A 15,569-nucleotide genomic window follows, 5' to 3' on the forward strand; every position below is an offset into this window, starting at 1 on the left:
ATCGGACGCAGGTGCGTAGTGTCCGCGCGTGAAACACCGAGTATCGTTTTCAGTCGGTCGATGCTTGTTACGAATGCACTGAGTGCGAACGTGCATACAGCGCAGGACGCGTCGTTTCCCAAGGGTTTCACAGTGTCTATTGTAATTTGAAGAATTGAGAAAAGGCTAACGCTTATGACCGTCAAGAGCTACAGGAATTTCATAGAAAATAACTGGTGCGATGCCCAATCGCATGAGGAGTTCGAAACATTTAATCCGGCAGATAATGCGCTTGTTGGTCGGGTGCCCAAAAGTGACCGTGCGGACGCGCAACGGGCGATTAAAGCCGCACGCAAAGGGCATGCCGCACTTGCCCGCATGACGGCTTGGGAACGGTCGGGGCTCTGTGCGGCTGTGGCTGATCAGATGCACAAACGCCGTGACGATCTTGCCGAAATCCTGTCCCGTGAACAGGGCAAGCCGTTGCATACTGAGGCTTATCGCGAAGTCGATACGGCCATCAAAGGGTTTCGCGAAGCGGCTGAGCTGATCAAATGGATGGAAGGCGAATACATCCCGGTCGAGACACCGGGCGTGCGGGCCCTGAGTTTCCGCAAGGCGCGGGGTGTTTATGCGGTTGTGACACCTTGGAACTTTCCCATTAACATCCCGGTCGAATACCTCGCGCCCTGTCTGGCGGCAGGGAACGGTGTGGTCTGGGTTCCCGCCCCCACGACCTCGGCCTGTGCCGCTGTGTTGATGGAGTGTATCGCCGAAGCCGGGTTGCCGGACGGTGCGATCAATCTGGTTCATGGCCCCGGCGATGTAGTGGGGGACGAGATCGTTTCGAACCCCGGTACCGATGGTATCGGCTTTACCGGCAGCCCGCAGACCGGGGGGATTATCGCCACACGAGGCGCCGGTAAACCGATGTTGCTGGAGCTTGGAGGAAACGGCCCTGTGATCGTTCTGGACGATGCCGATCTGGAAAAGGCCGCAGATGCTGCGGCCTCGGGCAGCTTTTTCAATGCTGGTCAGGTCTGCGCGGCGACCGGTCGGATTCTGACCACGCGGTCCATGCACCGGGCGTTGGCTGAGAAACTTTCAGAACGGGCCCGTGCGGTGACACTGGGAAATCCGCTGAATGAAGGCGTCACTATGGGGCCGCTCAATAACCCGTCGGTCATGGCAAAAATTGAAGAGCATGTGGCCGAAGGTGTGCGTCTTGGCGGTGAGCTTGTCGCCGGTGGCAGCAAGGTCGCAGGCCTTGGGTCGGACTTGTTTTTCGCCCCGACCGTAATCGACAACGTGCCGGGCGAGGCGCTTTTGAACAACGCCGAGACTTTTGGCCCCGTCGCCCCCATCATCGTGTGCGAAGATGACGACGATCTGATCCGGGTCGCTAATTCTGCGGGTCACGGGCTGTCTGCAGGGGTTTTCACCAAAGACCTGTCGCGTGCCTTCCGGTTCGGTGAAGAGATTGAGGCCGGTATCGTCAATATCAACGGATCCAGCAGTTATTGGGAACTGCATCTGCCGTTTGGGGGCGCCCCTGGAAAATCCAGCGGTATGGGGCGTTTGGGGGGCAAGCATACGCTGCGCGCTGTGACCGAGGCGAAAACCATCACGTTCAACGTACTTTAAAGGTAAGCCCCGGTCTGGGTGTGCTGATCGGGGCAGGGTGCCATTCGGCGTCGTCATCCAGCGGAATGCAGGGGCGTGGCAATTCCTGAAAATCAAACCGTGATAGCACCGGAGAACTCAGGCCTGGCGCGTCGACCTCCAGGATTTGATCCGGCCTAAAGAACTCGTCAAAGCCTGCACGAAAATGCCCGCGTGATTTGACAGTCAACGACCGAACGGTGCGCAGGTCTATCCCTAGCATCTCAAAGAAAATGGGATCAGCGCATTGCGTTCGCACCGAAATCACCACAACTTTGACGCCTGCTATGTCCAGCAACGCTGTTGGTCCCAGTTGCATATGCCGATCCCGGTAAAACCCGCGCCGCCCGGTGCAATTCCCGTCGCTTAACCTTTCGACCGTCGCTGTATGAAAAAACGGTTTTGAATAGTCGGGAGCGCCGTGATCCACAAAGTTGGCTTGGAAGGAGTGCCCTTCACCGGCATTATGCGCAGCCTTCGCCACGTCGGGCGCATTCAGAGTTCCCAAATATACACCCTTCGCCTGTGCAGCGACAAGTTCAGACAAGATCCAAGTGGTCGCGCCGGTTCCACCGCCGCCCGGGTTGTCGGCGACATCGGCCAGCGCAACTGCGGGCAGGGACGGATCATTGCCTGCGTCCACGGCCTTTTTGATTGCATTTTCCAAACTGCTAAGGGTCGGGCGGTAGCGTTGGCGGGATGCCCAAGCCTTTGCCGCCAGATCATTGGCCAGCCGTTGTGCCTCGGCTTTATCATCATCCGTGGTAACCAGAATGCTCAAGCCGTTTTTGGGAGTGTCGGCATAGGCGAACCCGCCGAACAATGAGACATTCAAAAGGGCCTCGGATTTCGAAGCGGCCGCCGCGCGGGACAAATCGGCGAAAGGCCCGGAATCTGTCAACAGAGTTACCGTTGGTGGCACGATTGGAAGGCGCACCAGCGCCGAGGTGGGGTGGATATCCCTCGAAAGCAGGCGTTTCATCGCCAAAGCGGCCTCGTGTCCGCGCTCTGCCATGTCCACGTGCGGGTTTGTTTGGTAGCCCACAATCAGATCAACCGCTTCGACCATTTGCTCAGAGATATTGGCATGCAAATCCAGAGTGGCCACAATCGGAATATCTGCACCAACCTGCCTGCGGATTGCTGCGAACATCTCACCATCGGGATCCATGTTTTCAGTGCTACGCATTGCGCCGTGGTTGCAAATATAGACTGCATCGGGGGTTGGATCCGCCAACATCGCACACATTCGGTCCAGCGTTTCCTGAAAGAAGCTGTGTTGTACGGGCCCGCCTGCCTCGACCAGACCAAAGCCCAAGGGAACGATCGTTGCCTTGTCAAAGCTTGCGCAGAACGCCCGCAGTTCGGCGGGCAAGCGGGACTGGGGCGCGTGCAATTCCTGCTTCATTTCGTCGGCCCAGACCAGCACGCGTTCTTGGAAGTCAGAACGCTGTACAACGGGTGCGAAACGATTGCTTTCAAGCATGAGACCCAGAACGGCGATGCGTGGGCTGGCAGAAGGACCGGTTTGCATGACTACAGGCCTAAGACCCGGTCTGCCTTAATGCCAATTCTGCGCAGGTCTTTGGCGATGCGGATTATGCATCGCGCAGGATTTTCCAAAGCTCTTCTGCAGGGTCGGGCAGGGGTTCAGTGGCCCGATACAAACGAATCTCGGTTGGAATGCGCCACTGATCGTCGCCCGCATAGGCCAACCTTCCCTGCTGGATATCGTCCTGCACCATGCTTTCCGGCACCCAGGCCAGACCGCGCCCTTCACGGGTTAAAGACCGCAGCACCCCGGCCAAATGGGACGAGAATACGCGGTTGACGTAAATCGGCAGGGGCGGCTCAGCCAGCAGCCCGTTGACTGCCTGACCGATTGCAGATTCCTCCGAATAAGCGAGCAACGGGATTGGATCATCCGGCTCTCCGGGCAACCGGTCCACGGGCGTGCCGTTTGCGTCAGCCATCGTCACAGGGATTAGCGCATCGCGCCCGATTACCGCGCTTTCGAACAGTTGGTCAGCCAGTGGGACAGCAATCGTCGGATGGGCATGAGACATGGCGAAGTGGCAGCGGGATTCACGCAGATGCTGCATGCAATCTAGAAAATTCATCGACTCAAGACGTACATCCAGATCGCGGCCACCGTGTATTTCACTGGACAACCAATGCGGAAAAAAGCCCAGCGATAACCCGTGAGGAATAGCGAAATGAACTTTGGGCCACGCGCTGTCATTTTGCGACGACAGTTGCTCTTGAATGCTTTGCAATTGGCGGCAGACGTCTTCCGCCACCGGCAGAAACTGCTTTCCGGCCTCGGACAGGCTGACGGGTTTGGTATTTCGGTCAAAGAGTTCTGCGCCCAGCCATTCTTCCAATGCCTGAATGCGGCGGCTCAAGGCCGATTGGGTTCCGCCCCGGACTTGCGCGGATTGCGTGAAATTGCCAAGGGCGGCCACCGCCAGAAAATCTTCGAGCCAGCGTTTTTCCATTAGGTCCCGTTCCGAAAAGCCTTGTCCCAAGCTTACGCGCACAAACCGTTATGAACAATTGTCATTCTTAAATCCGCAGACCGCATTCGCCACCGGTGAACAAGGTCGGTATCACCGGATCCAGCTCAAGGACGAAAGCAAAGGGGCCTTCATATGTTCGACGCGTTCAAGGGAAAAGCAGTTCTTGTAACCGGTGCCAGTTCGGGCATTGGCGCGGCTGTGGCCCGCAAGTTCGGCGCACTGGGCGCGACTGTCGGCGTGCACTGCAACGCACAGCGCGATCAGGCCGAAGCGGTCGCCGCCGAGGTGCGCGCCGCAGGGGGCTCAGCCCATGTCCTGCAGGCGGATGTGTCGGATTTCGCCGCCTGTTCGCGGTTGATCGATGGTTTTGTTGAAAAGGCGGGTGGTCTGGATGTCCTCATCAACAATGCGGGCTCAATGGTGCAACGCATGCCGGTGACAGAACAGGAACCTGAGCTGTTTCATCAGGTCATGGATGTGAACGCCACATCGGTCTATGCGGTCAGCAAAGCCGCCGTGCCGCATCTGCGCAAAACCAAAGGATCTATCATCAATCTGACCTCGATCGCGGCACGAAACGGGGGGGCGATCGGGTCCGGCGTATATGCGGCGTCAAAGGCGACCGTCAGCAGCCTGACGCGGTCCTTGGCCAAAGAAGAGGCACCCCATGGTGTGCGGGTCAATGCCGTATCGCCCGGGGTCATACAGACGCCGTTTCACGATGCGTTCTCCACTCCCGAAGCGTTGGAGGTTGTCCGTCAGACCATCCCGATGGAGCGGCTTGGCACGCCTGAGGATTGCGTGGGCGCCTTTCTGTTTCTGGCCAGTGATGAATTGGCCGCCTATATCACCGGGCAGATCATCGAGGTGAATGGCGGGCAATTGTCGCCGTAACCGGCCCTAGTCACCCAGTGGCTGCGGGCCGATGCGCCCGTGAAACGCCGTCAGCGAGGCGCGGACACGACGTAGTGCTTCGTTGGTCAAGGCGGGCTGTGCCTGTGCAACGGCCATGGCCAAAGAGTCGATCAGAACCAGATGGGCATACCTGGACGCCGTTGGTTTGTGGATATCCAGATCTTCGGCAAGATCGACTGTGATCGGCAGGGTTGCGATGCGCGCCAGCGTCGAGTCGGGACGGGTAATGCAGATCGTGGACGCCCCATAGCCGTTTGCAATTTCGGCGGCCTTAACTACCTCTTGCGCTTCGCCGCTGGCAGAGATGAGGAACAGCGTGTCGCTGCGTTTCAGTGTTGCCGCCCGCATCTGGGCCAGATAGCTGTCGCTTACGAAAGTTGCAGGTATCCCTAGCCGAAAAAACCGGTTTGCGGCGTCATTGGCAACGATGGATGACCCGCCGCCTATGCCGACGAACAGAATCTGGTTGGAGTCGCACAGGCGCAGGACCGCCGCTTCAAAGATGTCTTGGTCGAGTTGGGCCCGCATAATCTCGAGCGACGAGCTTAGCGCTGCGATCACAAGATCGACCGGAGAGTTGTCTCTGGATGCCGTTGATTCCGGACCGGGTGCCAGATACTGCATGCTGACCGCAACGTTTCGGGCCAGTTTGATTTTGAAGTCGCGATATCCGTCACAGCCCAGTGTGCGACAGAACCGGATGACAGTTGGTGTGCTGACATCACATGCCTCGGCCAGATCGGCGATAACCATTTGACTGACGGTCTCAAGGTTTTCCATGACATAGTCGGCAACACGTTGTTCGCGCGGCGCGAATTCACCACTTGTGCGCCGCAATACCGATATCAGGTCCAGCACGGCAGGGCCCCGATGTTCGGCAGGGCTGCTCAGCTGTTCTTCATCGCTTTTGTCGTCCCCATCCATTCATGCGTCCCTTTATTCTGTCGCGACAGTCCGTCACGCCGTTGTACCAGCATGGGACCAAAGATCATTCCTATTTCACCGCACCTGAGGTCAGGCCTGTAACCAAATAGCGTTGTAGCCACGCGAAGACGATGGCAACGGGCAAAGTCGCCACGAACGTTGCAGCCATGACATAGTGCCATTCGATCGAGTACCGCCCCGAGACCAGCGACAGGATTTGGATCGGCAGCGTATAATTCTCGGCGCTGCGCAGGCTGGTCAGGGCGATGACGAACTCGTTCCATGTGTTCACGAAGGTGAACAACGCTGTCACCACCAGCGCCGGGATAGCCAATGGGAGGAACACGCGCCGCAGCGAAAGCGAGGACGAGGCGCCCTCCATCCACGCTGCTTCCTCAAGATCGCGTGGGATGGTCGAGAAATAGCTCTCCATCATCCAGACGGCGAAGGCCATATTAAAGCCGGTATTGACCATGGCGACGGCGATCTTGCTGTCCAGTGCACCAACCAAAACCAGCAGTTTGAACAGGCCAAGGATCAGCACGATGGGAGACAGCATCTGCGACACCAGCAGGAACCCGCGAAACGCCTGTTTGCCGTGAAAGCGTAACCTACTGAGCGCATAAGCCGCCGGGATCGCACACAGGATGGTCAGAACGGTGGACACCGTCGAGATGTAAAGCGAGTTGCCCAAGGCGACGCCGAAATTCGTGGCTTGCCACATCTCGATGAAATTGCTCCAGGCGAGGCGACTGGGTATCCATCTTGGGTCATATAGTTCGGTCTGCGGTTTCAGTGCGCTCAGGAACATGACGGCGAAAGGAAACAGGCAGAAGGCCAGCAAAGGGGCCAAAACCAGCCACGATACGATCGTTGTGTTTAATTTGGTGCTCATCACTGTGCCGCTCTTTCGTTTTTCATTGCCAGACGGACGTAGATCAGGCTGAAGATCAGCAGGATTGCGAACATGATCAGCGACAGCACCGCCGCTTCACCGACCTTGCCGAACCGAAACGCGCTTTTGTAAAGGTAAGTGACCAGAATATCGGTGCTGTTGACGGGTCCGCCCTGTGTCGTGACCCAGATGATCGGGAACGAGTTGAACACGTAGATCGTGTTCAGCACCACCGCGATGTTCACAAAGGGGCGCATCATCGGTAGGGTCACGCGCCGGAACCTTTGCCAGCCATTCGCGCCCTCCATCTTAGCCGCCTCGTACAAATCCTGCGGGATCGAGGACAGGCCGCCCAGAAAAATAGTGGTTGTGAACGGAATCGTGGCCAGAATGCCCACGATGATCTGCATGGGGAAGGCTGTGCGGTATGATGCCAGCCAGGCAACGTTCTCATCTATGATGCCCGCGAAAATCAAAGCCGAGTTCAGCATCCCGCTTTCCCCGTTTAACGCCAGGCGTGCGGTGATTGCAAGCATGGCCAGTGAGATCGCCCAAGGCAGCATGATGATGACGCGGGCGATGTTTCGACCATAAAAGTCACGATGTAGGATAATGGATGTGGGCATCGCGATGACAAAGGTTCCGGCCACAATCGAAACGGTCCAGATAACCGTGCGCCAGAGCGATGCGTAAAGTTCGGGGTCGGCGAAGACGGCGGCGTAATTCTTAAGGCCCCCAAATCCGATCACCTGACCAAAGCGGTTCACGTCGCCAAAGGATAATGACCCAAGTTGGAACAGAGGCCACAGAATGATCGTTGCCGAAAAGAGAAGCCCGGGCAGTACTAGACCATAGGGAATTGCCTTGTTTCTTCGCGTCTGCATCAGCCTTTTCTTCCTTTAGTGTTGCCAAGAATGCTGGCGTCCCTTCGTTAAAATTACAAGGGAAAAGAAACTTTGTTACGAATGAGGGATTTTTGACAGAAAATCTGGCGAAAGATCATGCGAATCTCGAATTGTTTGGTGCGAAAGTCGCATAGTGGGCGCTAGGAATTTGAAAAAAGTACCTTAAAATAATGATATTAAAGGGAAAGTGTCCGAAAATCTCGAGGTGTACTTTAATTATAAAAATTTCGGCATATGGTGTAATTATAGTAGAGAACGCGCCGCCGACACTCATCCACCGGCCTTAGGTCAAAGCGCGTCAGCATGGAGGGAAAAGACATGATTGGAAGAATTGGAAGCGCGGTTGTCTCAGGCCTTGTGGCGTCCACGTTTGCGTTTGCATCGCAGGCGGCAGAAATTCGATTTACCCTGGGGGAGTACTCGGCTGAAACACGCAAGTCGTTCGAACAGGTTGCCGAAGCGTTTGAAGCGGAAAACCCGGATATTGATGTCATCATCGAAGTCATTCCCTGGAGCAACTACCTCCAGACTTTGACGACCGACATTTCGGGCAATAACGCGCCGGATATGTCGGTCCTGGCTTCGATCTGGCTGAAGGAATTCGCCACCCAAGGTTTGATCGAACCGATGAATGATCTGATCACGCCGGAACTGAAAGACAAGTTCATACCGGCGCTGCTTGGTCCGTCCGTCATTGATGGTGAACTGATGGGCTTGCCGATTGCCGCCTCGGCGCGTGCGATGATGGTCAACAATGACCTCTATGAGGCCGCAGGCATGACTGCGCCAACGACATGGGAAGAGCTGCGCGCCACCTCCGCCAAAATCTCGGAACAATCCGACATTTTTGGCTTTGGCCTGCCGGGCAAGGAAGACGAGGTTGACGTCTACTTCTACTATGCCTTGTGGTCCTTCGGCGGCGAGATCTTTGATGAAGAAGGCCGCAGCGCGATTGCATCCCCACAAGGCGTTGCCGCTGCGCAGGTCTATGCGGATCTGGTTGCCGCAGGCCATACGCAGCCCGCACCCACGGCCAACAGCCGTGAAGATGTGTTCAACCTGTTCAAGAACGGTAAGATTGGTACGATCTTCACCTTCCCGATGCTGGTGCCACAGATCAAGGCCGAAGCGCCGGATCTGAACTACTCGGTCCTGCCTTTCCCGGTTGAGGCGCAGAAGGTTACGATGGGGATCACGGACAGTGTTGCGGTGTTCCGGTCGTCAAATGCGAAGCCCGAGATCCAAAAGTTCTTGGATTTCATCTACCAACACGACTTCCGGCTGGCCTTCAACCTGGCCGATGGTCTGTTGCCTGTGATGACCAGTGTCGTGAACGACCCTGTCTATCAGGAAGATCTGGACATCAAAGCGTTTGCCGACGGTCTGGCCTATGCCAAGTTCCAGCCCACGGTTGAACGTTGGGACGAGATCATCGACATCACCCGCAGCGCATTGCAGACGATTTATCTGGGCGACGCCACGCCCGAGGATGCGCTGTCGGACGCGGCTGCGAAAATCGACCAGCTGCGCGGGTTGTAATGACCTTGTGAGGCGCGGGCTGGCCGGATACACGGCCAGTCCGCGTATCCTTCAATTCGGATCGAGACACTTAAATGACCTATATGGAAAAATTCAGGTTAGACGGTAAGACAGCCGTGCTGACCGGTGCCAGCCGCGGGCTTGGCCGTGTCATGGCGCTTGCAATGGCCGAGGCCGGGGCGGATGTTATCATTACCGGACGCACCAAAGAGTCGCTGGAAAAAACAGCCAGTGATATCCGGGACCACGGCGGGCACAAAGTGGACACGGTCGCACTGGACATGAGTGAGCCCGAGGCCTGCCAGGCCGGGTTTGAGCGCATCCGCGACAACTTTGGTCCTATCGACATTCTGGTGAACAACGTCGGCAACCGCCTGAATTCAGACTCCATCATCGAACAGTCGCTGGAAAGCTGGCAGAAGACGATCGACACCAATCTGACCAGCAGCTTTTTGGGCTCGAAAATCCTGGGCGCTGCCATGATCGAGCGCGGTCAGGGGGGGCGGATCATCTCGATTTCTTCAATGAACGCCTTTGTCTCGAACAGGGGTATTGGTGACCGGGCCTATGAGACGTCGAAAGCCGCTGTGCTGCAATTCACCAAAGCCGCCGCCGCTGATTGGGCGCCCCATGGCGTGACCGTCAACGCGATTTGTCCGGGCCTGTTTATGACGGATGCGAACCGTGCTTGGAACGAAACCAAACCCGAAGTGATCGAAAAGCTGGTCAGCGCAATTCCCATGGGACGGGCGGGCGACCCAGATGAGATCGGCGCGCTTGCGGTGTTTCTGGCCAGCGAAGCGTCCAGTTACATGACGGGGGCCGGGATCGTTTTCGACGGCGGATATACGCTTTGGTAAAGAGGTTCTCCCAGGATTTTGTTGGTGCAAAATCTGGTTCCTATGGGGCTGGCTCTGCCAGCCCCCTTTTTACACGCGGTGTCCGGTGTCGTGCCGGAACATGTGGATTTTCCCGGGATCGATGCCAACCTCAAGGGGCTGACCTTCGCCAACGTCTATGCGTTCCCGGAAGGCGCATTTGATATCGGCTTCGGCTAATGAGCCATACACAAGCGTCTCGGACCCGGTCGGTTCGAACTGATCCACCTTCAGTGTCAATTTTGATGGCGCGTGTTGCAGCATCCAGGCGTCGGGTCGGATACCGACAATGATCTTTTCACCTGTACGAAGATCAGCGCGTGGAACAGCAATGCTCTGCCCATCTGTTAGCACAGCATTCGCGGCATCTGCATCGGATTCATAACGGGCCTCCATGAAGTTCATCGACGGAGATCCCAGAAACCCGGCTACAAATCTGTTGGCGGGCCGGTCATACAGATCCAGCGGCGCGCCCACCTGTTCGATCTTGCCTTGATTCATGATCACGATGCGGTCGGACATGGTCATAGCCTCGATCTGATCGTGGGTCACATAGAGCGTTGTGGTTTTCAGCTGGCGCTGCAATGCTTTGATTTCCGTGCGCATCTCGACCCGAAGATGGGCGTCGAGATTCGATAACGGCTCATCAAACAAGAACATGTTCGGATCGCGCACAATCGCGCGGCCCATTGCAACACGCTGACGCTGTCCACCGGACAGTTCCGAAGGCATCCGGTCAAGGTAGGGTGTCAGGTTTAGAATATCCGCAGCGCGATGCACTTTCTCTTCAGACATCTCGCGGTTTTCGCCGCGTACCTGCGGGCCGAACCGGATGTTGTCTGCAACGTTGAGATGTGGAAACAGCGCGTAGGATTGAAAGACCAGCGCGATGTTGCGTTTTTGTGCGGGCAGTTCATTTGCCCGTTTGCCGCCGATGCGCAATTCGCCCGAGGTGATGTCTTCCAGCCCCGCCACCATGCGCAACAAGGTGGATTTGCCACAGCCAGAAGGCCCGACGATGACGACGAACTCGCCCTCTTCGATGTCCAGTGACAGGTCGCGCATGACCTCAAAGGACCCGTAGGATTTGGAAATCCCGTCCAGTTCTATTCTGGCCAAATCTTCCCCTCCTGTACTAAAAGTTCAAAATTTCGCCGATATGTACTTTTACAAGATATGGGCACATCTTTCTAGTGAATTAGGCGTTATTCCAGCCAGTTGTGTTCCGGTGAGAACCCAAGAACGCGCTGCGCCTTTTTAATCGACAACAGCGTTTCACGGCCACTGACCGGTTTGCGTTTCTCGATGTTCGGAAACACCTCTGCCATCAGGTCAGCGCTGTCCAGTTTCATGGTCGTGTCGCTATTGGCGATGACGAAACAGTCGGCCCCCACAAGATCGATATGCAGCGCCTTGCGCGTGGCCTGCGCGGCATCGCGGGCGTCGATATAGCCCCACATGTTCCATTGCCGCACTGCCGGATCATCCTGCCAGTCGTCAAATCGCGCATAATCGTCTGGTTCCATCACGTTCGAAAGGCGCAGGCCGATCATGGTCAGATCGGGGTTCCATCGGCAGTACTGCCGGGCCATTTCCTCACCCAGATCCTTGGACAGGGAATAGGCACTTTCCGGGCGCATAGGGTGCTCTTCATCCACTGGCAGATAAGCGGGCGGATTATCGGGTGAAAATGGCAGCCCCAGAGTGGTTTCGCTAGAAGCCCAGACAACGCGGCGCACGCCCATGCGAACGGCGGCCTCAAACACATTGTAGGTGCTTAGAATGTTGGTGTGAAAAATCTTGTCATCTGTTGCCAGTTCCGGGGCTGGAATCGCGGCGAAATGGACAACCGCATCCGGTATGCCAAACGGGCGAAAGGGGGAATCCGCCCCGCCACCGCGCGTCATCATCGCCATAGTTTGACCGAAGTCGCACAGATCGACTTTCAAGTACGGGCATACTGGATCGGTCGAAGGGGTCAAATCGACGTTCAGTGCGTTGTATCCGTGATCTACCAGATCACGGCAGACGGCGCGCCCGGCCTTGCCGCTCCCTCCTGTGACGAGAATGTTTTTCATCAGTCAGCCTTTTTCATTTAGGATTGCGTTCTCTTTCCGCACATTCTGGCGAAGATCGCCGATCATTTCCAATGCGCCATGCGGCAGGTCGATAGGCACATGACCGTGCGGCATTGGTGAGCGGGCACGCGTCACAGTAAACTTGGGTGTGAAATTTTGTGCTGGAAAGACAGGAATTTGACCCAAGAACTGCTGATCCGCGCGTCCCGTGTCATCGACCCCGCCCAGAATTGGGATGGGCCAGCCGAGATTGTTCTGCGCGACGGTCAAGTGGCTGAGTTCGGGCATGGGCTGAGCGTTGGCACTGACGCGACAGTCCTGAATGCCGATGGCAAGATCGTCGTCCCTGGTTTGATCGATTTCCACAGTCACGTCTGGTGGGGCGGCACGTCGTTAAGCGTTCGGCCCGAACCCATAGCGCGCAGAAGTGGCGCGACCACGTTTCTGGACACCGGCAGCGCTGGTGCTGGTACGATGGGAGGGTTCAAAACCCATGTCGCCGATCGCAGCGACCTGACCATTCTGGCTTATATCAATGTTTCATTTGCCGGAATTTTCGGGTTTTCCGAAAGCGTTATGATCGGAGAATGTAGCGATGTCAGGCTATTGGACGCGCGCGAATGCGTTCGCGTCGCCAAACAGTTCCCCGAGTTTGTGCGCGGTGTTAAAGTTCGGATTGGCCAGAAGGCGGGCGGAGATCAGGGGATCGCGCCTTTGGAAGTCGCTGTGGACATCGCCGACCAGCTTGGCCTGCCTCTGATGTCGCATATTGACTTTCCTCCGCCGGGCGGCAAACAGATCCTCGATCTGCTGCGTCCTGGGGATATCCTAACACATTTCCTGCGGCCATTTCCAAACTCGGCTGTTGATGGGCAAGGTTTCGTTAAAGCCGAATATTGGGAGGCTCGGGAACGCGGAGTGCTCTTTGACGTGGGCCACGGCTATGGCGGGTTCGGATTCGAGCCGGGCGAAGCCGCATTGAGCCACGGATTCGCGCCGGACATAATAAGCAGCGATGTCCATGTGTTATGCGAAAACGGCCCGGCCTATGACGTGTTGTCGGTGATGAACAAGTTCTGGTCTATGGGCATGGATCTGAACGACGTTGTGCGCGCCGCGACATCCAATCCTGCGAGTGTTCTGAACCGCCCGGATCTGGGCACTTTGGCCCCGGGCTCGCGCGCGGATGTCGCTATCCTGGACCTTCACGAAGAGGCCGCCGAGTTTTTGGATGCGGTCGGTGTGCGGCGTACTGCTGACCGATACTTGTCCTGTTCGGACATGATAGTACGTGGCCGAGCTTGGCCACAAGGAGAGTAACCATGCGCACCGGGATGTATGTCTATCCTTGGGACCTGAAGGACGAGGGTGTTGGAATGATTGCCGCTCGTCTGCGGGACGCAGGTATTACGGCGGTTCATTTGGCAACGTCATATCATGCGGGCAAGTTTTTGCGACCGCACGGACCCAGGGGTAAAGTCTATTTCCCGCAAGACGGGACCGTATATTTTCATCCTGACCTCAGCCTGTATGGCCGTATCAAGCCGCGCGTTGCGGACATGATCCGGGATTTTGACCCGTTGTCAGAACTTGCGCGATCAGCCCCCGATCTTGAACGTATCGCTTGGACTGTCGGGCTTCACAACACGCCGCTTGGACAACAGCACCCGGATCTGACGGCGCGGACCGCGTTTGGCGATCGGATTTTTAACTCGCTTTGCCCGTCGCAACCGGATGTTCGAAACTATCTGACGGCGCTGTGCTGCGATATCGCCCGCAATCAACCAGTGGCAGAGGTTTCGGTCGAAACACCGGGCTGGCAGGCGTTCCGTCACGGCCATCACCACGAATTTGAACTGATCGAACTGACGGGGGCAACAGAAACGCTGCTGGGTCTGTGCTTTTGCGATGCCTGCAGATCGGGAGCAATGGCAGACGGGGTTGCGTTCGAAGACTTGAAAGCCGCGACCGTTACGGCTCTGGAACGGTTCTTTGCAGATGTTACCAAACCGTCATTCGAGCCTTTGCACGACCCGGATTGGCTTGCTTTCCACGAATGGCGGGCTGGGCAGGTAACCTCTCTCGTTCGGCGCATCCGATCCGAGATGCCACGCGGTGTGCGGCTGTCCATCATCCCGACCACACAATCACCGAATGAGCTATGCGTGACCGAAGGGTCCGATCTGGCTGGTTTATCGCAAGCGGCTGACGCGCTGGAAATCCCAAGCTACCAGAACGGTGTCTCTGCGATGCAAGAGGATATCGTCGATGTCCAAGAGCGCTCCTGCGGGGCCAAAAACGTCGGATACATCCTGCGTCCGTCCTATCCGAACCTGACAAATGCGTCGCAGGTTAAGGATGCCGTTCAAATGCTTAAAGGGCAGGGCGCCCAATCCATTTCATTCTACAACTTTGGTCACATCAGGCTGCAATCTCTCGACTGGATTCAAGCCGCGTTGACCTGATCAGCGAGGGTTACATGAGATATTCAAACAAGATCGCTTTGGTTACGGGTGCCGGGCACGGGATCGGGTCGGCCATCGCTGACAAGCTTGCCTCGGAAGGGGCAGCGATTGCTGTTCTTGAAATCAACGCGGAAACCGGCGCGGCAAAAGCAAAAGACATCCAGTCTGCGGGTGGGCGGGCCTGTTTCGTCGAAGCCGACATCACGGATTTATCGCAGGTGGAGGCTGCAATTGCCGAGACTGAAAAGTCGCTTGGACAAGTCGATGTATTGGTAAACAACGCCGCCTACAGTTTCGCTGGCAGCCTTGATGAGATCGCCGTCGAGATTTGGAAACGCGAGATCGATGTGAACCTGAATGGCCCATACAATTGCATCCGGGCTGTCACGCCTGCAATGAAGGCGCGTAAAGATGGTGTCATCATCAATATCGCATCGGTCAACGGCATTCGCTATTTCGGCAGCCCGGCCTACAGCGCAGCCAAGGCGGCGGTCCTCAACTTGACACAGTCCGTTGCAAGTGAATACGGCGTGTTTGGCATTCGTTGTAACGCGGTTCTTCCTGGTTCGGTACGCACCGATGCTGTAAGCTGGCGCATGCGTCTTGAAAAAGACCCCGAGGTTTTTGAGAAGCTATCGAAATGGTATCCTCTGGGCCGCGTCGCTGTCCCTGAGGACGTGGCTAAAGCCGTGGCCTATCTGGGCTCAGACGATGCCGATTATGTGACCGGCATTGGGCTGACGGTCGACGGGGGTCTGACGGCGGGCATGAACGTAATGGTTCAGGAATTTGTGCTGGAAGAATGACAGT

14 protein-coding genes are annotated in these 15,569 nt (G+C 56.6%); 7 read left to right on the top strand and 7 right to left on the bottom strand.

Annotated features, from left to right (window positions below; translation table 11 throughout):
* The first annotated feature begins 174 nt into the window (after positions 1-174).
* The gene (locus ACR0K4_RS20845) at positions 175-1,623 is read left to right on the top strand and encodes an aldehyde dehydrogenase family protein (RefSeq protein ID WP_480855594.1); all 1,449 of its coding nucleotides are present in this window, start codon (positions 175-177) and stop codon (positions 1,621-1,623) included.
* Here the strand turns inward: ACR0K4_RS20845 and ACR0K4_RS20850 are convergent.
* Together ACR0K4_RS20850 and ACR0K4_RS20855 are read right to left on the bottom strand one after the other, a co-directional pair.
* A complete protein-coding gene (locus tag ACR0K4_RS20850) occupies positions 1,610-3,175 on the bottom strand; it encodes a M81 family metallopeptidase (RefSeq protein ID WP_480855595.1) in 1,566 nt (521 codons plus the stop codon). The genes ACR0K4_RS20845 and ACR0K4_RS20850 overlap by 14 nt on opposite strands.
* A 64-nt stretch (positions 3,176-3,239) precedes the next feature.
* The gene (locus ACR0K4_RS20855; protein WP_480855596.1) at positions 3,240-4,139 is read right to left on the bottom strand and encodes a LysR family transcriptional regulator; all 900 of its coding nucleotides are present in this window, start codon (positions 4,137-4,139) and stop codon (positions 3,240-3,242) included.
* Positions 4,140-4,292: 153 nt separating this feature from the next.
* Between ACR0K4_RS20855 and ACR0K4_RS20860 the strand changes: the two genes are divergently transcribed.
* Entirely contained in the window at positions 4,293-5,054 is a 762-nt protein-coding gene (locus tag ACR0K4_RS20860) for an SDR family NAD(P)-dependent oxidoreductase (RefSeq protein ID WP_480522107.1), read from the top strand.
* Between the two features lie 6 nt (positions 5,055-5,060).
* Here ACR0K4_RS20860 and ACR0K4_RS20865 read toward each other — a convergent pair whose 3' ends face one another.
* From ACR0K4_RS20865 to ACR0K4_RS20875, 3 genes are all read right to left on the bottom strand, one after another.
* A complete protein-coding gene (locus tag ACR0K4_RS20865) occupies positions 5,061-5,999 on the bottom strand; it encodes a MurR/RpiR family transcriptional regulator (RefSeq protein WP_480855597.1) in 939 nt (312 codons plus the stop codon).
* 70 nt (positions 6,000-6,069) lie between these two features.
* Positions 6,070-6,894: a carbohydrate ABC transporter permease gene (locus ACR0K4_RS20870; RefSeq protein WP_480522109.1), complete on the bottom strand. Its 825-nt coding sequence runs from the start codon at positions 6,892-6,894 to the stop codon at positions 6,070-6,072.
* Positions 6,894-7,778 carry a carbohydrate ABC transporter permease gene (locus tag ACR0K4_RS20875; RefSeq protein WP_480855598.1) on the bottom strand — a complete coding sequence of 295 codons (885 nt, stop codon included), beginning with the start codon at positions 7,776-7,778 and terminating at the stop codon, positions 6,894-6,896. The genes ACR0K4_RS20870 and ACR0K4_RS20875 overlap by 1 nt, the downstream gene beginning before the upstream one ends.
* A 339-nt stretch (positions 7,779-8,117) precedes the next feature.
* Here ACR0K4_RS20875 and ACR0K4_RS20880 point away from each other — a divergent pair, with 339 nt between their 5' ends.
* Together ACR0K4_RS20880 and ACR0K4_RS20885 are read left to right on the top strand one after the other, a co-directional pair.
* Complete coding sequence (locus ACR0K4_RS20880; RefSeq protein ID WP_480522111.1) at positions 8,118-9,338, top strand: ABC transporter substrate-binding protein; 1,221 nt, start codon at positions 8,118-8,120, stop codon at positions 9,336-9,338.
* A 74-nt stretch (positions 9,339-9,412) separates the two neighbouring features.
* Entirely contained in the window at positions 9,413-10,198 is a 786-nt protein-coding gene (locus ACR0K4_RS20885) for an SDR family NAD(P)-dependent oxidoreductase (RefSeq protein WP_480855600.1), read from the top strand.
* Between the two features lie 69 nt (positions 10,199-10,267).
* Here ACR0K4_RS20885 and ACR0K4_RS20890 read toward each other — a convergent pair whose 3' ends face one another.
* Both ACR0K4_RS20890 and ACR0K4_RS20895 read right to left on the bottom strand, forming a co-directional pair.
* A complete protein-coding gene (locus ACR0K4_RS20890) occupies positions 10,268-11,335 on the bottom strand; it encodes an ABC transporter ATP-binding protein (RefSeq protein WP_480855601.1) in 1,068 nt (355 codons plus the stop codon).
* Positions 11,336-11,421: 86 nt separating this feature from the next.
* Positions 11,422-12,294, bottom strand: a complete 873-nt coding sequence (locus ACR0K4_RS20895) for an NAD-dependent epimerase/dehydratase family protein (protein WP_480855602.1) — start codon at positions 12,292-12,294, stop codon at positions 11,422-11,424.
* A gap of 177 nt (positions 12,295-12,471) precedes the next feature.
* Here ACR0K4_RS20895 and ACR0K4_RS20900 point away from each other — a divergent pair, with 177 nt between their 5' ends.
* Genes ACR0K4_RS20900 through ACR0K4_RS20910 form a run of 3 tightly spaced genes read left to right on the top strand, consistent with a single transcriptional unit; the run spans position 12,472 to position 15,565 of the window.
* A complete protein-coding gene (locus ACR0K4_RS20900; protein WP_480855603.1) occupies positions 12,472-13,614 on the top strand; it encodes an amidohydrolase/deacetylase family metallohydrolase in 1,143 nt (380 codons plus the stop codon).
* Positions 13,615-13,616: 2 nt separating this feature from the next.
* Positions 13,617-14,759 (top strand): hypothetical protein, encoded by a 1,143-nt coding sequence (locus ACR0K4_RS20905; protein ID WP_480855604.1) that lies wholly within the window; start codon positions 13,617-13,619, stop codon positions 14,757-14,759.
* A gap of 14 nt (positions 14,760-14,773) precedes the next feature.
* A complete protein-coding gene (locus ACR0K4_RS20910) occupies positions 14,774-15,565 on the top strand; it encodes an SDR family NAD(P)-dependent oxidoreductase (RefSeq protein WP_480855605.1) in 792 nt (263 codons plus the stop codon).
* Positions 15,566-15,569 lie beyond the last annotated feature (4 nt).

It is taken from the genome of Ruegeria sp. K11, from assembly GCF_056531905.1.